The organism is Hymenobacter latericoloratus, from assembly GCF_014199535.1.
Classification (GTDB): Bacteria; Bacteroidota; Bacteroidia; order Cytophagales; family Hymenobacteraceae; genus Hymenobacter; species Hymenobacter latericoloratus.
The window spans coordinates 615,733-637,234 of record NZ_JACHNV010000002.1; the positions used below are offsets into that span (position 1 = coordinate 615,733).

Consider the following 21,502-nt stretch of genomic DNA (forward strand, 5'->3'; position numbering starts at 1 on the left):
GTGGGGAGGTTTCAGGTCCGGATGGGGGGGAGGGCCCAGCCCTTACGCAGGGCCAGCAGCCGAAAGCCCGTGATAACGCCCACCGCCCCCAAAAAAAGCCCAGTGGGGTTCAGGCCCAGGGGCAGGGCCAGCACGTACAGAATGGCGCCCGTCAGGCAAGGGGTAGCGTAGAGGTGGCGCTCAAAAACCAGCGGCACCTCGTTGGCCAGCGTATCCCGAATGACGCCCCCGAACAGGGCCGACACAACGCCCAGCAGCACCGCCGCCCACGGATTCACGCCCTGGTGCAGGGCTTTTTCCAGCCCCAGAATGGTAAAAATACCGATGCCCAGGGTATCGAACAGCAGCAGGGGGCGCTGCAGAACGCCCAGCCACCAGCGCCGGCAGGCAATGGCCAGCAGGGTGCTGCCCAGAATCACTATCAGGTAGGTACCGTCACTGATCCAGACCACGGGGGAGGCCTGCATGATGACGTCGCGCAGGGTGCCCCCGCCCACGGCCGTAACAAAGGCAAACAGAAACAAGGTCAGCACGTCGAGGTCTTTTCTCCTGTGCAGCGCAGCCAGCGTGCCGGATATGGCAAACACGCCGGTCCCGATTAAATCCGTCAGGTAAAGTACGTTCATAAAAGCTGTTGACTGCCTGAGCGCCTCGCCCGTCCTGCCTACCAAAACCGATTGGTACACACTACCTGGGCTTTTTTCTTGAGCCGCAACCCCAGCAGCACCTCGTGGCTGCCGCCGTGGTAGCCAGCCAATCGGGAAAGGCCCGCATCATAAGAATAGCCCAGCGTGAGCTGCTCGTAGTTCAGGCCCACCATGGCCACAAACGAGTCGAAGGCCCGCCACGAGATGCCTCCCCACAGCAAATCCTGGTACTTGAGCTTGGCGTTAAGGTCAAGGGAAAGCGGGGCCGGGTTCACGGCCTTTAGCAGCACCGAGGGCACCAGGGACCAGTCGTCGCTGAGCGGTACGCGTACCCCGGCCGTGGCAAAGTAGTGGCGCTTGAGCGTGTTGCCCGCGCCCGCGCTTACCCCATCGGGGCTGTAAGAAAAATCGAGCTTGTTACCCAGCAGCTGCGCCCCCGAGATGCCCACGTAGAAATCGGAGCTATAGACCCACAGGCCGATAGAGCCATCGAGCACCCGCGAGGCGGCGCTGCCCGCCTGAAAGGTGGTGTCATAGAACCGCAGCTGCTGCCCATCCACGGCAAACTGCTGCATGCCCGCCGACACGCCCAGGGCGGCTCGCAGGTTGGGTGCCAGCACTAGGTTATAGGCGTAGGAGAGGTAGGCCCCCTTGCGGCTGGTGGGCCCGGTTACATCGTTATAAATCAGCCCCCCGATGGCGTGAAACGGCCGGCGCCGGTCGCGCAGGGTGCGCTTGCCGGTGCTGCGCCACTTGCCCAGCGAGGAGCTGGCGCTGAGGTAGTAGGTTTTGGGGGCGCCCTCCAGCCCCGTCCACTGGGTGCGGTAGCTGGTTTTCACGTCGATGTAGTCCTCCACGCCCGTAGTGCCGGGGTTCAGGATGTAGTTATTGTTCATGTACTGGCTGTACTGCGCCTGCTGCTGGGCCCGGAGGGGGGCGGCAGCCAGCAGCAGCAGCGGGAGCAGCAGTAGCGTTAAAGCTCTTTTCATAGCAGAAGTTGCCTGAGAACCTCGCGGGGAGGGTAGAAGGTAGCCCGGCCGCGGCTGGCACGGCCGGGTGTTTGGTTAATACAGAATGGTAATGGACCCGCTGTAGGACTTGCCCAGCGGCCCCTTCGTGACGACGACGTAGTAGTAGGTGCCTACCGGGGCGGGCTGGCCGTTGATGTCACCGCGCCACTCATTGGCCCGGCTGTAGTTGGTGGCCGAGAAAATCTGGTTGCCCCAGCGGTTGAACACGGTCACGGTATTGTCGGGGAACTGCTCGATGTTCTCGATCTGCCAGGTATCGTCGCGGCCGTCGCTGTTAGGCGTAAAGGCATTCGGAATCCGGATGGCCGGGCGCACGGTAATCGTTACCTGATCGGAGTCGGCGCAGCCGCCCGCCCCCGCCGAGAGGGTGTACGTGGTCGTGACGCGGGGCGTAGCCACGGGCCGCAGCGAGTCGCCGGTAAAGCGCAGGCCCGCGGCCGGCGTCCAGCGCACGGGGTAGCGCCCATCGGCCCGGCCCTCCAGCGTGATGGAGGTGCCGGCCAGAATTTCCCGGTCGGGGCCGGCGTCCACGTCCACCGGAGGCTGAATCCGCACGGGCACTCCGTTGGAAACCGCCGTAACAGGCTGGGCGCAGATGTTGGTAGTGCGCAGGCGCAGCGTCACGACCTGCCCGGCCTGCAGGGTGGTGCTGGTGAATACCGGGCCCGTGGCGCCCGGTACATCGGTGCCGTTTACCTGCCACTGGTACTCCGGCGCCGGACCCGCCCCGTTCACGTTGGCCAGACTGAAGGTGAGAGGCGCTCCCAGGCACACGGGGCCGCCCGGTTGCACGGCAATAGTAAGGGTAGGCAGGGAAGTAGGCGTGCGCGTGACGGTAACGGAAGCCGTTGCCGGCCCCGTGCTGCACAGCCCCGCCGTGGGCGTTACCTCCACCCGCACTTGGTCACCGGTGACGAGGGTGCTGCTGGTAAACGTGGGGCCACTGGCCGCGAACACGCCGTTCACCAGCCAGCGGAACGTGGGATTAGCCCCCACGTTGGTAGCCGCGGCCGTAAAGGTCAGGGGGGTGCCGGGGCACTGCACCGGGGCCGGGGCCAGGGTTACGGTGGGTGTCACCAGGGGCGTCACCCGCACCGCTACCACGTTGGAAACCGCCGTGGCGCAGGTGCCCGTGCCCGAGGTAACGCGGCGCCGGAAAAAGGTAGTAGTCGTGAGCGGGCCGGGGGCAAAGGTTGATGCGGTGGCGCCGCTGATGGCCGCCCAGGTGGAGTTATCCGTGGACGCTTCCCACTGGTAGGTGAAGGTGCCGGTGCCGCCGCTGGCCCCGCCCCCGCTCAGCGGAGCCGGGGTAGCTCCCGCACAAATGTCCTGGTCGGTGCCGATGGTGCCGGCCAGCAGTTCGGGCAGCACTGTTACCGCCACCGAAGCCGTAACCTCGGGTCCGCACGGACCGGAAGTTACCCGGCGGCGGAAGTAGGTGGTAACCGAAACCGGGCCCGGTGCGAAGGTTTCGGCGGTAGCCCCGTCAATGAGCGTCCAGGTGCTGTTATCCGGAGAAGATTCCCACTGGTAGGTGTAGCTGCCCGTGCCGCCCGTAGGGGAGGTAGTGCTGGTAAGGGGCACGGGGGTAGCGCCTGGGCACACCGTCTGGGCGGGGCCAACGGCACCGGCGGTCAGGGCCGGCGCTACCGTAATAGTTACCACGTTGGAATAAGCCGGGCCGCAGGGCCCGCTGGTTGCCCGCCGCCGAAAGTAGGTGGTAGCGGCCAGCGGAGTTGGGGCAAAGGTTGATGCGGTGGCGCCGGGGATGGTAGTCCAGGTAACGTTGTCGGGCGAGGCTTCCCACTGATAATCAATGGCGCCCGAGCCGCCGGCAGCCAGGGTAGTGCTGGTAAGCAGAGCCGGAGTACCACCGGTGCAAATGGTTTGGTTAGCGGCGATGCTCCCGGCAGTCAGGGCTGGTACCACCGTGATGGTGACGGCGTTGGAATACACCGGCCCACAGTCGCCGGAAGTTACCCGGCGGCGGAAGAAGGTAGTAGCCGTAAGCGGGCCAGGCACGAAGGTGGCGCCGGTAGCCCCGCCAACGGCCGTCCAGGTGGTGTTGTCCGGGGAAGATTCCCACTGGTAGGCGTAGCTGCCTGTGCCGCCCTCAGGGCTGGCCGGGCCGGTAAGCGGGGCGGGGGTAGCCCCGGCGCAAATGGTCTGGTCGTTGGCAATGCGGCCCGGCGTCAGGGTCGGCAGTACCGTGATGGTTACCACATTAGACAGGGTAGCGGCGCAGGGCCCGGAGGTAACCCGGCGGCGGAAGTAGGTGGTAGTCGTGAGCGGACCGGGCGCGAAGGTTTCGGCGGTGGCACCCGCAATAACCGCCCAGACGTTGATATCCGGCGAGGACTCCCACTGATACGCAAACGTGCCCGTGCCGCCCGTAGCAGGGGCCGCGCTGGTAAGCGCGGCGGGGGTAGCACCCGAACACACTGTTTGGCTGGCGGCAATAGTGCCGGCCACCAAGGCGGGCGTTACCGTAATGGTTACCACGTTGGACAAGACCGGCGCGCAGCCGCTCCCCGAAGTTGCCCGGCGGCGGAAGGAGGTAGTTACGCTGAGCTGACCCGGCTCAAAGTTTGGTCCGGTGGCCCCGCCAATGGGCGTCCAGGTGGCATTATCCACCGATGATTCCCACTGGTAGGTAATGGTGCCGGAGCCCCCCGTAGCCGCAGTTTCGCTGGTTAGCAGGGCCGGTATGCTGCCCGCGCAGATGGTCTGGCTGGCCGCAATGGTACCGGCCGTCAGGGCAGGTACCACGGTGATGGTAACCGTGTTGGAAGGCGTAGTCGTGCAGGCCCCGGAGGTTACCTGGCGGCGAAACGACGTAGTAACCGTGAGCAGTCCGGGCGCGAAGGTTTCGCTGGTAGCATTTGGAATAGCGGTCCAGGTAGTACCACCATCTACCGACGATTCCCACTGATACGCAAACGTACCCGTACCGCCCGTAGCGGGACCGGTGCTCGTCAGGGGGGCAACCGGGCTGCCGGCGCATACCGTCTGGTCGGCGGCAATGCCGCCCGGCGTCAGGGCTGGCAGCACGGTAATGGCTACCGAAGCGGTAAAGGTGGGGGTACAGTACGGACCGCTTTGGTCAGGCAAAAGCAGCAGGGCGCGCCGCCGGAAATACGTAACGCCCGCAGGCAATGAGTTGCCGGGCTGATAGGTGGCGGCGGTGGCCCCGGGAATATCCGTCCAGGTAGCATTATCCGTGGAGGTTTGCCACTGGTACTCTAAGGGCAGGTCAGCATCACTGGAGGCATTGGTAGTGCTGGTAAGCGCGGCCGGCGCAGCGCCAGCGCATAGCACCTGCGGGCCCGCGATGCTACCCGGCTCCGGCAGATCGGGCACCTGGATTATCCCCGAGCTTTCGCGGCAAAAGCAGTCGGTGTCGATGCGCAGCGTGATGGTGTAGTTGCCGGGCCTGGCGTAGGTATGAACGGGGTTCTCTTCGGTTGAGGTAGCACCGTCGCCGAACGTCCAGAGATACTTCTTATTATCAAAATCAATGGGTGGGGCCTCAAATGAAATCTGTCGGCAACCCGTTATCTGCGCAATAGGTCCCACGCGCAACAAAGAGCTCTGGTTGAAGTTGACTAAGCCCAGGCCACTCAGGCGACCACCCAGCTGTAGGCTGTCGTCGGCGTAGCGGGACTTGGCCCCCAGCGAGTCCGGGTACGGAATGACGCCCAGCGCGGGCTGGTTGTCACGGGCCACGTAAATCTTGCCGTCGGGCGCGGCCTGCAGGGAGCCCAGGTCGGCCGGGGTTTTCTGTTTGAGCGGAATGTCTTCCTTGGTAACCGGCCCGCGGCCGCTGATGTCGAATTGCAGCAGTTTGGGCGGGTTGCGCACCGTAGCATAGAGGTAGCTGCCAGGCGAAAACCCTACTCCATAATATTTCCCGGCGCCGCTGTCCACAATGTACGGCACCTGTGGGTTAACGCTGACCTGGCCCGAGCCGGTATCAAACCCAAACAGCTCCACGGTGCTGCTGCTGTCGCCCACTACTTCGCTGTAGCGGGCCAGGGCCAACTGCTGACCATTGGGAGTTACCTTCATCTGGCCCTTATAGCCCAGGGCCGCCACACTTGGCGCGTGCAGGCTGCCGACGGTTGAAATAATGGGCTCGTCGATGAGGACCGGACCTACATAGCCGGCTGATTGCCGCACACGGTAGGCCAGAAAGGCGTCGCCGCGGTTATTATTCCCCCCCTTGGCAGTGCCCCAGCCGTGCGCGATAACCCAGATGTCGCAGCCGTTTTTATGGAATACGGCTGTCAGCTTCTCCGCCGTGCCGCGGGCCAGAGGGGTGTTTTTGGTAGCCGCTATAACGGTGCCCGGCCCACCACCCTCAGGAATTTCAATTTCCGAGTAGCTCAGGCCAACGGTGTCTTTCAGGGTAAAGAGCAGGTAGCGCGTGGGTTGGCCAGCTATAGGTTTGCCCGGCAGCTTGATGGGAAGGGGGCCGTCGGTAGTGAAGCGGCTGCCTGCCAGCCCCGTGCCGTTGGTCATCACACTACCGTCGCCGTTCCAGACGGTTTCGCCGTTGCTGTAGAACAGAATTTCGCCGTTGGCGTCTGACATTACCCCCGAGCCGGCCGGGGCATCCATTGCCCCATTTGTGAGCACCTTCGGAAGGGAGTCGGCAGAGGCCTGGTTGAAGTCGAGCCCCGCTTTAAAGCCAAAGTACCAGGTGTTGGCAAACTTTTCATCGGCCGCGCACTCCGGGGGGGGAGGGGGTGGTGCCTGACCGAACGTGGTGGTAGCGGCTCCGCTCAGCAGCAAAAGTAGCAGCAGGCTCAGCAGCCGGCTGGCCGCCGCGCCCGCCCGTCCGGCTGGCCGGCGGGGTTGGGTAAGGCACAGAAAGGAGGTACGGGTAGAGTGCGGTAGTTCTGCACGCATAGTAGGGCAGGTGAAGAGCAAAGGAGAAAGCAGATGCGCAAAAAAGAAGCTGCCACCCACTACCTTAGAAACGAAGCACAACGGCCGGGTATTGCTGAAATGCAGCTAGCCGTTTGTAGTAAAGCTACACACTGCCCGCCAGGTTTATGCAATGCAATGTCAGAATAGTGATAGGCACCGCTGCCCGCCAACTGCTACAAGCCTTTCTGGTTACCCCAGGGCCCTAAACCGGGCTTATGCGCCCCGGTTTAGGGCCGGAAAAAAGCGGTGCGCCCTACCCCGGCAGCTGGCCTGAGTTTCTGGTAGTGTCCGTTGCGTAACGTAATTTGCTCAGCACTTTCGGGTGGGGCGCTTCGGCAAAGGGCCGTACCTTTTTACCCAGGTACTGTAATGGAGCAGGAGGCGCCCTTGCCCCATAAGCTGCTGGCTGCCACAGGTCCCGCTGCCGAAGCCGGCAGCCGTTCTCTTCTTTGCTGCTTTCTATGTCTATTGTCTGCTTTGGGGAAATGCTCTGGGACGTACTGCCGGGCGGCCGACAGCCGGGCGGCGCGCCCCTTAACGTAGCCGTGCACCTGCGCCAGCTGGGTTGCTCCGCAGACCTGATCAGCTGTGTTGGGGAAGATGAGCCGGGTACGGAGCTCCTGCACTTTATCCAGTCGCGCGGCCTGGATACTACCTTCATTCAGCGCAGCAAGCACTACCCCACCGGACGGGTAACTGCCAGCGTAGATGCGGCCCAGGATGTAACCTACCAGATTGACCAGCCCGTGGCCTGGGACTACATCCGGCCCGGGGCGGCCCCGGAGCAGCGGGCGGAGCAGGCCGAGGCAGTGGTATTTGGCTCCCTGGCCGCCCGCCAGCCCGATTCCCGCCAAACCCTGCGGCGCCTGCTGGAGCGCGCCCGCCTCAAAGTATTCGATGTGAACCTGCGCCCGCCGCACTACACGCGGGCGGTAGTAACCGAGCTGCTGGCGCAAACCAACCTGCTGAAGCTGAATCACCACGAGCTAGCGGAAATTATGGCTTGGTTTGGCAAGGAGCCCGAGCTGCCCGCTGCTATGCAGTGGCTAACCGAAAACTTTGGGTTGCAGGCCGTGTGCGTAACCTGCGGGGCCGCCGGGGCCCTGCTCTGGACCGGCAACCACCTCTACCGCGCACCCGGGGTGCCGGTAGCAGTAAAGGACCCCATCGGTAGCGGCGACGCGTTTCTGGCCGCTCTGCTTAAAGGCTGGCTGGCCGGCACCCACCCCGGGCAGGCGCTGCGCCTGGCCTGCGCTACCGGCGCGCTGGTGGCCACCCATCCGGGCGCAACCCCCGCGTTTACCGAACACGACGTGCAGGCGCTGATGGCCAGGCCGGCCATGTAGGCAGCGCCGGCCTGCCCCGAATGCAAACCCGCCGCTTGCTACCTGCTCCCTACGATGCACCAGCCTGCCCGGCGGCTCCCCGAGCATCCGAAGTCTTTTAGGTAAACAAAAAGGCCCCGCAATTAGCGGGGCCTTTTTGCCACGGATAAACTTGCTTATGCCAGCACCTGAATGACGGCTTCCGAGAACCGCTCCATTTCCTCCAGCTGCGGGCTGCACTGGAGCAGGAACAAATCCACGCCCACGGCTTCAAACTCCCCGATGCGGTCCGCCACCTGCTGGGGGGTGCCGGTGAGGCCGGAGCGCAGGCCGCGGTTGGAAACCGAGTAGTCCTGCAGAGAAACCTGGTTTTCGAGCTGGGTGCCGGCCAGCCACTGCTGGTAGTTTTTGTAGCCCGCCGCCGAGCCCTGCACGTTGGTAATGCGCTCCAGCTCCTTCTTCACCTCGGCCTCGGTGTTGCGCACGATGCTGTAAGCTGCTACCCCGAACTTCATGGGCGGCAAACCCAGCCGGTCGCGGCGCTCCTGCAGGTCCCGGATGCGGCGGCCGATGGCCTGGGGCTCGTCGCCGTGCATCACGTAGCCGTCGCACTGGGCGGCAATCAGGTTCTTGGCCGCCTCCGATTCGCCGCCGGCGTAGATGAACGGCCGGGGGCGCGACACGGGCTTGGGCTGCAGAATGGAGTCCGTCACCTTATAGAACTTGCCCTCGAAGGAGAAATGGTCCTGCTTCCAGAGGTTGTCCACTACGTGCAGCCACTCGGCGGTGCGGGCATACCGGTCGTCGTGCTGCTCGAAGTGCACGCCGTACTTCTTGGCCTCATCCTGCCACCACGACGACACCACGTTCAGGGAAATCCTACCCCCGCTGATGTGGTCAATGTTGGCGGCCTGCTTCGCCAGCAAAGCCGGCGAGTGGAAGGTAGGCCGCACGGCCACCATCAGCTCGATCTTCCTGGTTACGGCGGCCAGAGCAGCGGCCGTACTCCAGGCATCCAAGCTCGGCGCTTCCTCGCCCTTGATGTCGTTGAGGTTGAGCTCCGCAATCAAGGACAAGTCGTAGCCCAGGTCCTCGCTGCGCTGGGCCAGCGTTTTCACGTAGTCCCAGTCGGCGCGCATGTTCTCGTCCTCCACATTGCGCAGCCACCCGCCAAAAACGGGCATCCAATATCCGTACCGCATGGCTTAGTGAATGGAAGCCGCTACCGGCTGGTGGGTGGAAGAAATGGCCTCAGCGGAAGCAGGCTGACTGCCGGGGTTGGGGGCGCCAATCTGGGTTTCGAGGTAGTCCACGAAGCGGGCGTAGGGGTCAAAGCCCACCACATTCACGGCGTCGGCCACGAAGTTGGACAGGGCATTCACGTCGTAGAACAGCACCTCGCCGGTGCGGTCATCCACCAGGTACTCAATGCCGCCCACGTCGATTTTGGCGGCGGCCACAATGCGCTCCACGGCTTCTACTACCTCGGCCGGGGGCGTAAAGGCTTCTACCTGAATCCCCTTCTTGGGGGCTTCGGTAAGGCAGAAATCACCGGCGGCGGGCTCCTCCGGAATCTGGCAGATTTCGGCGGGGCACAGGTTAAAGCTCTCGCCGGTGGTGTACACCTTCATGGCGTAGAGAAACTTGCCGTTCAGGGTTTCTACGCGGTGAATGTGGCCGCCGCGGGGCGCCACGTACTCCTGCACCAGGGCTGTCTGGTCGATGCCCAGGTCAATCTGCCCGGCGGCCACGGCGGCTTCTACCCCCGCCATGGTATCGAAGCGGATGATACCTGCGCCGCTACCCCCGATGTTGACTTTCACCACGATGGGGAACTGCAGCTGCCGGGCCGCGTCGGGCACCCGCGAGGCGTGGTTAATCACGAAGGACTTCGGGAATTTCAGGCCCAGCGAGGCAAACAGGCTGAGCTGGCGGGCCTTGTTGGTTTCGATGGCCGTGGCCGCCGAGCCGTTGATGATGCGCGTGCCGATGCGCTCCAAGTGGGTGGCGTAGCCGGCCGTGTGGAAGATGCCCTGACCGTGTCCGCGCAGGTAGGCCGAGGAGCTCATGCGGTTGACTACCAGGGAGTAACGGCTCTCGGTTTCGGCGGGGTCGAAGAGGTGGTGGGCGGCGTCGATTTTCTCGTAGGGCAGGCCCCGGCGGTTCAGCTCGGCAAACAGGGGCTTAAACCACTCGGGGTGTTCGAAATAAATGCCAATGGGCTTTACAGGCTGTGACATGAGAAGGAAAAAAGAAATAGGTAGTTGAAGTCAGCGGAAAACGCTACCCCCTGTAACCGCCAGAACCTCCGGAAGTCAAGCCGGGGTCAAAGACGCCACGCAGTCGCATAAGCCCGAACAGATTTCGGGTTGAGCACGCATGAGGGAGGTAGGAAAAGGGCCGGTTAGGGCAGGGGAGGGCCAGCGCGTTAGGCCGTAGGCCAATGCCCCGCCTTAGCAGCGGTGGCGGTACCTCCAAAACTCAGAATTGCCCCGACCAAGGCCAGTGGACCGGCGGATTCTTACGCGGCCAGCGGCGTACAGACGGCCCAACACCACATGCCACAACAGCCATGCTGTACGGGAGCAGAGGTGGCAGGAGCTGGGGCGAAGTGCGGGAAGCGGTTCACGGTACGTTGTTTTTATATGGTCAGGACTTGGCACCGTTTCCGTACTGCTACGGAAGGTTGCCGGCGTTTCGTCGAGCCTGTCTCTCCACGCCTCTGTATAAAAACAATCCTTTGTGGGGAAAGAATTGAGTGCGGCAAAGGTACGGCGCCCCACGTCAGAAAGCCAAATTTTCTTTGGATGGCTGCTGGGGCAGGGCTTAGGTTCTGCCAAAACGGCTTGCCACTAGCACGCCACCCGGCCCGTCAGAAAACAACAGAAAAGGCAGCCGTCGAGAAGAGCTGGCAGAGCAGTAAAAGCAGCAACCCGTACCGGAATAGATACGGTGAATATAGGCTGACAATCAGCATGATAGGCTGTATAGCCTGGAAAACGTATGGCTGGTTTACGAACGCGGTAGCAGGTAGGCCGGGACGCTCATGTGCGTCTGCTGGTTGAACAACTGGCCAGGCATCGGCTGCCCATGCAACGCCAGCCACGACAAGACGCAGGTAGGCGTTTCCGTTCTGTTCACGAAGTCGCTATACCTAAGCTTGCAAATCAAATTTTGAGTGGATCAAGGCTGAACGGTTGCCTGTTGGGGCGTTGGATTTCTCTACTATCCGGACCGTAACACCGTCAAAAAAGTTTGGAGTTTAGCTCGTGGCTGGCAGCAGGCCACCGGCAAACAAAAAGCCCCGGCTCGTCAGCCGGGGCTTGTGTTGCAATAGGTGCAGCTCTTGCCAACCGACACACACCTGTAACGGTTGGCATGTCAAACCTACGGATTTTGTTGGTTAGCGTTACGCTTAATCAGCCACTGGGCAAGGGAGGCCCCGGCGCAGCAAGGCCCGGCAGAGCCAAAGGCTGGCTGCCTGCCCGGAGCTTAATGCCACTTGATTATCTGCATCAGTAGCCGCCAACACAAGGGCTGGCAAACCGCCCTGTGGGGCCTACCCCCGGTGGGGTGCATAGGCTGCACGCTGCGGTTGAAGGCTTGCTGAAGGGGAGGATTATATAGAGGTAAAAAGAAAATAGTGAGGTGAAACTTTATGAACCATTCTAAGGTATAGTTTACTGTGTGTAAAAATTAATCATATTTATTATTGATAAAAGAATAATTATACGTTTCTTTGTTCATACCGCCCCCGTAGGCTATACCGCTGATTGCTCCACACTTAGTTTCCTTAGCACTTCTCCCCTCAGGCTTATGGAACGTTACAGACACTACTCTGATACTTCCCGTTTTATTCTGCCCGCGGTAGATGTTCTGCTGATTTTCGCGGCCTTCCGGCTGGCGGGTTACCTGTTTCTGGGCAACTGGTATTTCGGGGGGTACTATCCCTTCTTCTACGCCATTTTCGCCCTGCTCTGGTGGATTCTCTCGGGGCAGTTTGCCAACCTGTACCGTACTGACCGGCTGATTACCTACCCCGAGAAGCTGCTGTATCTGATGCGCACCTTTCTGCTGCACGCGGGGGTAGTGCTGCTGGGGGTAGTGGCCCTGCACATGTACTGGCTGCCGGCCCGCTACCTGTTTTCGGCCTACAGCTTTTCGGTAACGGCCGTGGTGGCGGGGCGCTTTCTGATTACGTTTTTCTACCGGGCCTACCATAAGCACCTGGCCCGCCCGCACAGCCGCTTCGTGATAGTAGGCGCAGGGGCCTCCGGGCAGGAGCTGTACCGCTTCCTGGAGTCGCACGACCCGATAGCCAACCAGTTTATGGGCTTTTTCGCCGATAGCACCGAGCCCGTGCCGGCCGGCATCCGGCCGCTGGTGCGCGGGCGCCTCTCGGAGCTGAAGGACTACTGCCTGCGCACCCAGGTCGATGAAATCTACTTCGCCATGCCCCTCGACCGGCGCCAGCTGATTGAAGACCTTTCGCGCTTCGCCGACGACCATTTCCTGTCCTTTCGCATTGTTCCCGATTTCCGCGGCACCGTCCGTAAAGATGTGAACGTCTATTTCTACGACCACCTGCCCATTCTCACCATCCGGCACGCACCGCTGGGCATCCGGACCAATCAGCTGCTGAAGCGCCTGTTTGATATTGCCTTCTCGCTGCTGGTGATTGTGGGCGTGTTTCCGGTGGTGCTCACGCTGCTGGCCCTGCTCATTAAGCTCGACTCGCCGGGGCCGGTATTCTTCAAGCAGATGCGGCCGGGCAAGCGCAACCAACTGTTTCCGTGCTACAAGCTGCGCACCATGCGCCAGGGCCACGGCCAGACCGAGCTGCAGGCTACTAAAGGCGACCTGCGCGTGACGCGTGTGGGCCAGTACCTGCGCAAGTACAACCTCGACGAGCTACCCCAGTTTTTCAACGTCCTGCTCGGGCACATGTCGGTGGTAGGGCCCCGGCCCAACATGATTTCGCAACTGGAGGAATACAGCAAGCACATCCGCACCTACCAGATGCGCCACGCCGTAACGCCTGGCATCACGGGCTACGCCCAAGTAAACGGCTTCCGGGGTGAAACCCGCGAGGCCGGCACCATGGAAAAGCGCGTGGAGTACGACCTGAAGTACGTAGAAAACTGGTCGTTCGGGCTGGATATGAAAATCATCGGCCTTACCGTCTGGAACATGGTGAAAGGCGAAAAGAACGCTTACTAGCGGTGAAATAGTGAGTTTGCCCCGGTCCGACGGGCGCAGCCCGTCGGACCGGTTGCCGTCCGCGCCATTCGCGCCGAAAGGCCGGCACCCGCCTACCCCCTCTATCTTGCCAAACCCTCCCGGACCGGAAGTCAGCACGAAGCCAATCGGTCGGACGGGCTGCGCCCGTCGGACCGGGCAATGCCGCGCCGTTCGCAGTTACTGAACTCTTAAACTCACTATCTCACCAGATGCTGCCAAAACTACCCGTTCTGGATTCCTGGATTTCAACCGGCTCGGTGGCTGATTTTGTGGCGACTATCCTGAAGCTGGGGGCGGCGCGCGCCTCGGCCTACGTGTGCTTTGCCAACGTGCACATGGTAGTGGAGGCCCAGCACGACGCCCAGTTCCGGCAGATTCTGCGCGAGGCCGCCCTGGTAGCCCCCGATGGCAGCCCCGTAGCTGCCGCCGTACACTGGCTCAACCCCCGCAGTGCGCCCCAGGCCCGCGTGGCCGGCATGGACCTGCTGCCCGTGCTGCTGGAAGCCGCCGCCCGCAGCGGGCAGTCGGTGTATTTCTATGGCACCACCAACGAAGTGCTGACGGCTATGGTAGCCCGGGCCCGGCGTGAGCTGCCCACGCTGCGCATAGCCGGCACCCACTCGCCCCCGTTCCGGGCCCTGACCCCGGAGGAAGACGCGGCCGAGGTAGCCGCCATCAACGCCGCCGACCCCGACCTGCTGTTTGTGGCCCTGGGCTGCCCGCGCCAGGAAAAATGGATGGCTGCCCACCAGGGGCGCATTCGGGCCTGTATGCTGGGGGTAGGGCAGGCGTTTCCGGTGTACGCGGGCCTGGAGCGCCGCCTGCCCCTGTGGGCCCGCCGCCTCTGGCTGGAGTGGGCCTACCGCCTGTGGCTGGAGCCGCGCCGGCTGTGGCGCCGCTACCTGGTTACCAACACCCGCTTCGTGTACCTGCTCACCCGGCGCACACTCGCTAACCTGGCCGGCCGGCCGGTTGCTCAGTCCGCCGCCTAGCTCCGCTGCCCCGTGCGAAAACCCTGCTTCTCCCACCCACAACAGGGCGGGCGGACTCATTGTGCGCGGCGAATGGATAATACACACGTTTATTTTAATTTTTATAAAAAATATTAATAAAAAATATTGTCAAGATTATAATTACATCTATATTTCAGCAACCTTAGCTCACTATAGATCATGCCGTAAATGCGTGTTGAGCTCCTTTTATCGACTTCTCTCCCCTGATAATGATTTAACCCTTACACGTATGAAAGCAGTGATTCTGGCGGGTGGCTACGGCACCCGAATCAGTGAGGAAAGCGGCGTGCGGCCTAAGCCCATGGTGGAGATTGGGGGGCGGCCGATTCTGTGGCATATCATGAAGATATATGCCCACCATGGCATCCGCGACTTCGTTATCTGCTGCGGCTACAAGGGGCACCTGATCAAGCAGTACTTCTCTGATTATTTCCTGCACAACTCCGACGTGACATTCCGTATGGACCGTAACGAGATGCAGATTCATCGTAACCACGCCGAGCCCTGGACCGTGACCCTGGTAGATACCGGTCAGGAAACCATGACCGGCGGCCGCCTGCGCCGGGTGCGCGAGTACGTGGAAAACGAAACCTTCTGCCTGACCTACGGCGACGGGGTAGGCGACGTGGACATTCGGGAGGCCGTGCGCTACCACCGCCAGCAGGGCGCCCTGGCTACCCTCACGGCCGTCCGCCAGCCCGGCCGCTTCGGGGTGTTTAACCTGCAGGATTCCAGCAGCCTGGTTTCCAGCTTCACCGAGAAGCCGGAGGGCGGCGAAACGCCCTGGATCAACGGGGGATTCTTCGTGCTGGAGCCTGCCATTTTCGACTACATCGACGGCGACGACACGGTATGGGAAAAGGCCCCGCTGGAGCGCCTGGCCGCCGAAGGCCGCCTGGCCGCCTTCCGCCACACCGGCTTCTGGCAGCCCATGGATACCCTGCGCGACAAAAACATGCTGGAAGAAATGTGGCAGCAGGGCCGCGCCCAGTGGAAAGTATGGAGCAACGCCCCTGAGTCGGCGGAGCCCGACCCGGTGCTGGCCGACATCCTGGCCTCTCCCGTAGTGGCCCCGCTCAGCCAGCGGGTAGCCGCCCCCACCATCATGCCGGCCGATTGATAGGGCAGGAGGGGTAGGGGGTAGTAGGGCAGGCGTTATTGCAATGAGAAGGTAGGAAAGCATAGCGGAGAAGCTGACAGCGTGGCTTGTCGGGTTTCCTTCTCTCTTCCGGACACTTCGCCCCCTTATCCCCATACCCTACACCTCCTCACCCCCCCCCCTCGCCCTCACACCCCCATACCCTCCTACCCTCATACTCTACACCATATGCGCATTCTTATCACGGGTAACATGGGCTACGTGGGCCCGGGCGTGGTGCGCCACCTGCGGCAGCAGTTTCCGCAGGCCGAGCTGATTGGCTACGACATGGGCTACTTTGCCCACTGCCTCACCGGGGCCCGCCGCCTGCCCGAGTCGCGGCTGGACCGGCAGATTTTCGGCGACATCCGCCACCTGCCCGAAGGCTTGCTCGAAGGCGTGGACGCGGTAGTAAACCTGGCGGCCATCAGCAACGACCCCATGGGCCAGACCTACGAGCAGGTAACCCTGGATGTAAACTACCTGGCTGGCATTGAGCTGGCCCGTAAGGCCAAGGCGGCCGGCGTGGGCAGCTTCGTGTTTGCCTCCTCGTGCAGCATGTACGGGGCGGGGGGCGAGGGCGCCAAAACCGAAGCCTCCGACCTGAACCCCCTCACGGCCTACGCCCGCTCTAAGGTGCTGACCGAGCAGGCCCTGCGCCCCCTCGCCGACGACCACTTTGTGGTGACCTGCCTGCGCTTTGCTACTGCCTGCGGCTGGAGCGACCGGCTGCGGCTGGATCTGGTGGTAAACGACTTCGTGGCCGGGGCCGTGGCCGCCGGCGAAATCAGCATCCTGAGCGATGGTACGCCCTGGCGCCCCCTCATTCATGTGCAGGATATGGCCCGGGCCATTGCGTGGGCCTTGGGTCGCACCCCCGAGGTAGGGGGCTCCTTCCTGGCCATCAATACGGGCTCGGAGCAGTGGAACTACCAGGTGCGCGAGCTGGCCTACGCCGTGGCGGAGTCGCTGCCCGGTACCCGCGTGAGCCTGAACCCCGCCGCCCCGCCCGACAAACGCTCCTACCGCGTCGATTTCAGCCTGTACCGCGAGCTGGCCCCCGACCACCAGCCCCGCCGCACCCTTGCGGATACCATTGACGAGCTGCGCGACGGGCTGCTGGGCATGAACTTCCGCGACGCGGCCTTTCGCTCCTCGGAGCTGATGCGACTGCGCGTGCTCACCAGCCTGCGCGAAGCGCACGAGCTGGCCGACGACCTGGGCTGGGCCCGCGCCGCCAGTGCCCGGGTGGTAGCGGCTCCGGCTGCTACCATAGCCTAGGACTGCGGGTGGCCCGCCGCCGCTTTCTGCCATCAACTTCCAACACCTACCCCCTTATGATTTTCACCGAAACCGAGCTGCCCGGCGCCTTCATCATTGATGTGGACCGTATGGCCGATGAGCGCGGCTTTTTCGCCCGCTCCTGGTGCGCCGATGAGTTTGAGGCGCATGGTATTCTGATGCCGCCCCTGCAAGCCAACGTATCCTCTAACCCCCAGCGCGGCACCCTGCGCGGCATGCACCTGCAGCTGCCGCCCCACGAGGAAACCAAGCTCGTCCGCTGCACCCGCGGGGCCATTTACGACGTGATTGTGGACCTGCGCGAAGAGTCGCCGACTTACGGGCAGTGGCTGGGCGTGGAGCTGACCGCCGACTCGTTCCGGATGCTGTTCGTGCCGGGCCGCTTTGCCCACGGCTTCATCACCCTGCAGGACAATACCGACGTGTGCTACCAGGTATCGGCCAAGTACGCTCCGGGCTTCGAGCGGGGCCTGCGCTGGAACGACCCCGCCATCGGCATCAAGTGGCCCCTGGAGCCTACCCTGATTTCCGAGAAAGACCAGCGCCACCCCGACTTTGAGCTGCGCGTGCCCGTGCCGGTTGAGTAACGGAGTAAACTGAGTAGCGGGATAATCGTGCGGCTGGTGTGCCATGTGCTAGCAGTCTGATTATCACAGCAGTTACTCAGATGCTCATTTGCTCCGTTACTCGCTATTCCCCTCACTCCGTTACTCTCTCCCAGATGCTCATTATTGATACGGCGCTGCAACAGCGCCAGCGCGAAGGCCGCCCCATTCGGGTGGGTATGGTAGGGGCGGGCTTTATGGCCCGGGGCGTGGCCCGGCAAATCTGCTGCTACGTGCCCGGCATGGAGCTGGTAGCCATTGCCAACCGCACCCCAGATAAAGCCCGCGCTATTTACGCCGAAGCCGGCGTGACCGAGGTAACCGAAGTCGGGACGGTGGCGCAGCTGGAGGCCTGCGTAGCCCAGGGCCGCCCCGCCATCACCGACGACGCTCTGCTGCTGAGTCGGGCCGCGGGCATCGAGGCCATTATTGAGGTAACCGGAGCCGTGGAGCATGGCGCCCGCGTGGTGCTGGAAGCCATTCGGCACGGCAAGCACATCATTCTGCTCAACGCCGAGCTCGACGGCACCGTGGGGCCCATCCTGAAAGTGTACGCCGACCGCGCCGGGGTAGTATATACCGTGGCCGACGGCGACCAGCCGGGCGTAACCCTCAACCTGGCCCGCTTCGTGAAGGGCCTAGGGGTAACGCCGGTGCTGTGCGGCAACATCAAAGGTCTCCACGACCCTTACCGCAACCCTACCACCCAGGAAGGCTTTGCCCGGCAGTGGGGCCAGAACCCCAGCATGGTGACCAGCTTCGCCGATGGCAGCAAAATCAGTTTTGAGCAGGCCGTGGTAGCCAATGCCCTGGGCATGCGCGTGGCCCGCCGGGGCATGCTGGGGCCCACCGTGGAGCCGGGCACCCCCATCACCAAAGCCGCCGAGTGGTACCCCCACGAGCTGCTGTTGGGCAACGGCCCCGGCATAGTAGACTACGTAGTGGGCGCCGAGCCCGGCCCCGGCGTGTTTGTGCTGGGCACCATTGATGACCCCGTGCAGCAGCACTACCTGAAGCTCTATAAGCTGGGGCCGGGGCCGCTGTACTGCTTCCACACCCCCTACCACCTCTGCCACTTCGAAACCCCCACCACCGTAGCGCGGGCCGTACTGTTTCAGGATGCCGCCCTGGCGCCGGCGGGCCCCATGTGCGTGGAGGTAGTAACGGCCGCCAAAGTGCCCCTGCTGGCCGGGCAGGTGCTGGATGGCATCGGGCACTACCACACCTACGGCCTGGCCGAAAACGCCGACGTAGCTGAGCGCGAAAACCTGCTGCCCATTGGCGTGGCCGAAGGCTGCATTCTGCGCCACGACGTGCCCAAAGATCAAGTGCTGACCTACGATGACGTGCTGGTGCCCGAGGGCCGGCTGATTGACCAGCTGCGCCGCGAGCAGGCCGCTTACTTCCAGTCTCTTGCGCGGCCGCTTACCCCGCTTACCGTAGCGGCGGCGCCCTCCGTAGCGTAGCGGCCGCCGCGCTTATCTGCATCTGTCTGCTCTTTCCGCCTATTTCAACTCCCCTCACCTTTTTATGGAATATCTGTCCTCGCTCGTTTCCGGTGCGACGCTCACTGCTACTTGCCCATGCGTCGGGGCCGATGCCCCCCACCTGCTGCCCGAGCCCGTAGAGCCGCCGGCCAGTCCGTGCCGGTTTTGCGGGGAGCCGCTGGACTACACCTTCGTGAACCTGGGCACCTCGCCGCTGTGCCAGAACCATGTGCGGCCCCACGAGTTCAACCGGGCTGAGGCGTTCTACCCCCTGCACGCCCGCGTATGTCGCAGCTGCTTTCTGGTCCAGCTCGATGAGTTCGTGACCTCCGAGGAAATCTTCCAGAACGACTACGCCTACTTCTCGTCGTACTCCGCCTCCTGGCTGCGCCACGCCCGCCGCTACACCGACATGGCCACCGAGCGGTTTGGGCTGAACAGCCAGAGCCTGGTGGTAGAAGTAGCTTCCAACGACGGCTACCTGCTGCAGTACTTCGTGGAAAAGGATATTCCGGTGCTGGGCATTGAGCCGGCCACCAACGTAGCCGGCCACGCCCAGGCCAAGGGCATCAACACGCTGGTGCGCTTTTTCGGGACGGAAACGGCCCGGTACGTGGCCGAGCTGTCGGGGCAGGCCGATTTGCTGCTGGGCAACAACGTGCTGGCCCACGTGCCCGACATCAACGACTTTGTGGCCGGCATGCGCATTCTGCTCAAGCCGGGCGGCGTGATTACCATGGAGTTTCCGCACCTGCTGCGCCTGATGGAGGGCAACCAGTTCGATACCATTTACCACGAGCACTTCAGCTACCTGTCGTTTTACACCGTGGAGCGCATCTTTGCCCACCACGGCTTGGTGTTGTTTGACGTGGAAGAGCTGCCGACCCACGGCGGCTCCCTGCGCATCTTTGCCCGCCACGCGGCTAACCTGCGTCGGCCCGTAACCGAACGGGTAACAGCCCTGCGCCACCGCGAGCTGGAGGCCGGCATCACGGACCTGGCCTACTACAGCGACTTCGAGGAGAAAGCCAAGGCAACCAAGCGCAAGCTGCTGGAATTCCTGATTGAGGCCCAGCGCGCCGGCAAAACAGTGGTGGGCTACGGCGCCCCCGGCAAGGGCAATACGCTGCTGAACTACTGCGGCATCCGGACCGACTTTCTGGAATATACCGTGGATGTGAGCCCCCACAAGCAGGGCAACTTTCTGCCCGGCACGCGCATTCCCATCTGCCACCCCGACCGCATCCGCCAGACCCAGCCCGACTACGTGCTGATTCTGCCCTGGAACCTGCGCGAGGAGATTATGGAGCAGATGCAGGACATCCGCAGCTGGGGCGGGCGCTTTGTGGTGCCTATTCCGGAAGTGCAGGTGTACGAGTAGCAAGGGGGTCTGCCCGCTGCCCGTTCACCAAGCCTCGTTTTCCTACCCCTGCTGCTGATGCCAACCTCTACGGCGCTACCTGCCCCCGCTGCTGCGGAAGCAGCCCTTGCCTCCGGCGAAGCCATGCATGCCCTACTGGCGCGGCTGTTTCCCATCTGCCGCAGCCTCACGGGCAACGGGGTGCGCGAAACCCTGGCCATCGTGCGCGAATACCTGCCGGAGCTGCAGGTGCACGAGGTGCCCAGCGGCACGCCCGCCCTCGACTGGATGGTGCCCGCCGAGTGGAACATCCGCGACGCCTGGGTGAAAAACGCCGCCGGCGAGCGGGTTATTGATTTCCGGGCGCACAACCTGCACGTACTGCAGTACAGTACGCCGGTGCGGGGCTGGTTTTCGCGGGCCGAGCTGGAGGAACACCTGTTTTCCCTGCCCCAGCAGCCCGACCTGATTCCCTACCGCACCAGCTACTACCAACCCAACTGGGGCTTCTGCCTGAGCCACCGCCAGCGCCAGCAGCTGCAGGAGGAGCACTACGAAGTCTGCATTGACAGCACCCTGGATGAGAGCGGCGCCCTGACCTACGGCGAACTGGTGCTGCCGGGCGCTTCGGAGGAGGAAGTACTGTTGTCCTGCCACTGCTGCCATCCTTCGCTGGCGAATGATAACCTCTCGGGACTGGTGGTAGCCGTGTTTCTGATGCAGGAACTGGCCCGGCAGCCGCGCCGCTACACCTACCGCCTGGTGCTGGGGCCGGGCACCATTGGCTCCATTGTGTGGCTGAGTCGTAACCCCGAGGCGGTGGGCCGCATCCGGCACGGGCTGGTGCTTACGCTGCTGGGCGGGCCCGGCGGCTTCACTTACAAGCAAAGCCGCCGCGCTACGGCCGAGGTGGACCGGGCCGCCGCCTTGGTCCTGCGCGACTCCGGAACAACCTACGAGGTGCGGCCCTGGCTGCCCTACGGCTACGATGAGCGCCAGTACTGCTCCCCCGGCTTCAACCTGCCCGTAGGCTGCCTCTCGCGCACTCCCTTCGGCGAGTTTGCCGAGTATCATACCTCCGCTGATAATCTGAGCTTTGTGCAACCCGCGCAGCTGGTCGAAAGTCTGCGTCTGGCCGAAGATTTTTGCGCGGCCCTGGAAGCCAACCGCACGTACCAGAACCTCAGCCCCTACGGCGAGCCCCAACTGGGCCGCCGGGGCTTGTACAAAGGGGTAGGCGGTGGACAAGAGGGCGCCGACTGGCAAATGGCTCTGCTGTGGCTGCTTAACCTCTCCGACGGAAGCCACAACCTGCTGCAGGTAGCCGAGCAGTCAGGGCTGGGGGTGGCGCTGCTGCACCGGGCGGCCCGCGCCCTGGAAACGGCCGGACTGCTGCAACCTTTGTAACCTTCTACCACCGG

14 protein-coding genes and 1 riboswitch are annotated in these 21,502 nt (G+C 63.0%); of the genes, 9 read left to right on the top strand and 5 right to left on the bottom strand.

Going from position 1 to position 21,502, the window contains the following annotated elements; all coding sequences use genetic code 11:
- Positions 1 to 11: 11 nt before the first annotated feature.
- The 3 genes from GGU46_RS08370 to GGU46_RS08380 all read right to left on the bottom strand — a co-directional run bounded on the left by GGU46_RS08370 (position 12) and on the right by GGU46_RS08380 (position 6,589).
- Positions 12 to 626 carry a trimeric intracellular cation channel family protein gene (locus tag GGU46_RS08370; protein ID WP_183403085.1) on the bottom strand — a complete coding sequence of 205 codons (615 nt, stop codon included), beginning with the start codon at positions 624 to 626 and terminating at the stop codon, positions 12 to 14.
- Between the two features lie 38 nt (positions 627 to 664).
- A complete protein-coding gene (locus GGU46_RS08375; protein WP_183403086.1) occupies positions 665 to 1,636 on the bottom strand; it encodes a PorP/SprF family type IX secretion system membrane protein in 972 nt (323 codons plus the stop codon).
- Positions 1,637 to 1,711: 75 nt separating this feature from the next.
- Positions 1,712 to 6,589, bottom strand: a complete 4,878-nt coding sequence (locus tag GGU46_RS08380) for a T9SS type B sorting domain-containing protein (protein ID WP_183403087.1) — start codon at positions 6,587 to 6,589, stop codon at positions 1,712 to 1,714.
- Positions 6,590 to 7,071: 482 nt separating this feature from the next.
- On the opposite strand from GGU46_RS08380, the gene GGU46_RS08385 reads away from it, so the two are divergent.
- Positions 7,072 to 7,956 carry a carbohydrate kinase family protein gene (locus GGU46_RS08385; protein ID WP_246398845.1) on the top strand — a complete coding sequence of 295 codons (885 nt, stop codon included), beginning with the start codon at positions 7,072 to 7,074 and terminating at the stop codon, positions 7,954 to 7,956.
- Positions 7,957 to 8,111: 155 nt separating this feature from the next.
- Here the strand turns inward: GGU46_RS08385 and GGU46_RS08390 are convergent, their stop codons facing one another.
- Together GGU46_RS08390 and GGU46_RS08395 are read right to left on the bottom strand one after the other, a co-directional pair.
- Complete coding sequence (locus GGU46_RS08390) at positions 8,112 to 9,137, bottom strand: LLM class flavin-dependent oxidoreductase (RefSeq protein WP_183403088.1); 1,026 nt, start codon at positions 9,135 to 9,137, stop codon at positions 8,112 to 8,114.
- A 3-nt stretch (positions 9,138 to 9,140) separates the two neighbouring features.
- Complete coding sequence (locus tag GGU46_RS08395) at positions 9,141 to 10,175, bottom strand: ATP-grasp domain-containing protein (RefSeq protein WP_183403089.1); 1,035 nt, start codon at positions 10,173 to 10,175, stop codon at positions 9,141 to 9,143.
- 398 nt (positions 10,176 to 10,573) lie between these two features.
- Positions 10,574 to 10,668, bottom strand: a riboswitch (SAM riboswitch).
- Between the two features lie 1,083 nt (positions 10,669 to 11,751).
- Between GGU46_RS08395 and GGU46_RS08400 the strand changes: the two genes are divergently transcribed.
- The 8 genes from GGU46_RS08400 (at position 11,752) to GGU46_RS08435 (ending at position 21,488) form a co-directional block, all read left to right on the top strand.
- On the top strand, positions 11,752 to 13,155 hold the full coding sequence (locus GGU46_RS08400) for an exopolysaccharide biosynthesis polyprenyl glycosylphosphotransferase (RefSeq protein WP_183403090.1): 1,404 nt from the start codon (positions 11,752 to 11,754) through the stop codon (positions 13,153 to 13,155).
- Positions 13,156 to 13,385: 230 nt separating this feature from the next.
- A complete protein-coding gene (locus GGU46_RS08405) occupies positions 13,386 to 14,168 on the top strand; it encodes a WecB/TagA/CpsF family glycosyltransferase (protein ID WP_139923453.1) in 783 nt (260 codons plus the stop codon).
- Positions 14,169 to 14,418: 250 nt separating this feature from the next.
- Entirely contained in the window at positions 14,419 to 15,309 is an 891-nt protein-coding gene (rfbF, locus tag GGU46_RS08410; RefSeq protein ID WP_139923451.1) for a glucose-1-phosphate cytidylyltransferase, read from the top strand.
- A 207-nt stretch (positions 15,310 to 15,516) separates the two neighbouring features.
- Positions 15,517 to 16,608: an NAD-dependent epimerase/dehydratase family protein gene (locus tag GGU46_RS08415; protein ID WP_139923449.1), complete on the top strand. Its 1,092-nt coding sequence runs from the start codon at positions 15,517 to 15,519 to the stop codon at positions 16,606 to 16,608.
- Between the two features lie 56 nt (positions 16,609 to 16,664).
- Entirely contained in the window at positions 16,665 to 17,216 is a 552-nt protein-coding gene (gene rfbC / locus GGU46_RS08420; protein ID WP_183403091.1) for a dTDP-4-dehydrorhamnose 3,5-epimerase, read from the top strand.
- A gap of 134 nt (positions 17,217 to 17,350) precedes the next feature.
- The gene (locus tag GGU46_RS08425; protein WP_183403092.1) at positions 17,351 to 18,700 is read left to right on the top strand and encodes an NAD(P)H-dependent oxidoreductase; all 1,350 of its coding nucleotides are present in this window, start codon (positions 17,351 to 17,353) and stop codon (positions 18,698 to 18,700) included.
- A 64-nt stretch (positions 18,701 to 18,764) separates the two neighbouring features.
- On the top strand, positions 18,765 to 20,102 hold the full coding sequence (locus GGU46_RS08430; RefSeq protein ID WP_183403093.1) for a class I SAM-dependent methyltransferase: 1,338 nt from the start codon (positions 18,765 to 18,767) through the stop codon (positions 20,100 to 20,102).
- Between the two features lie 57 nt (positions 20,103 to 20,159).
- A complete protein-coding gene (locus GGU46_RS08435; protein ID WP_215906288.1) occupies positions 20,160 to 21,488 on the top strand; it encodes a DUF4910 domain-containing protein in 1,329 nt (442 codons plus the stop codon).
- The last annotated feature ends 14 nt before the right edge of the window (positions 21,489 to 21,502 follow it).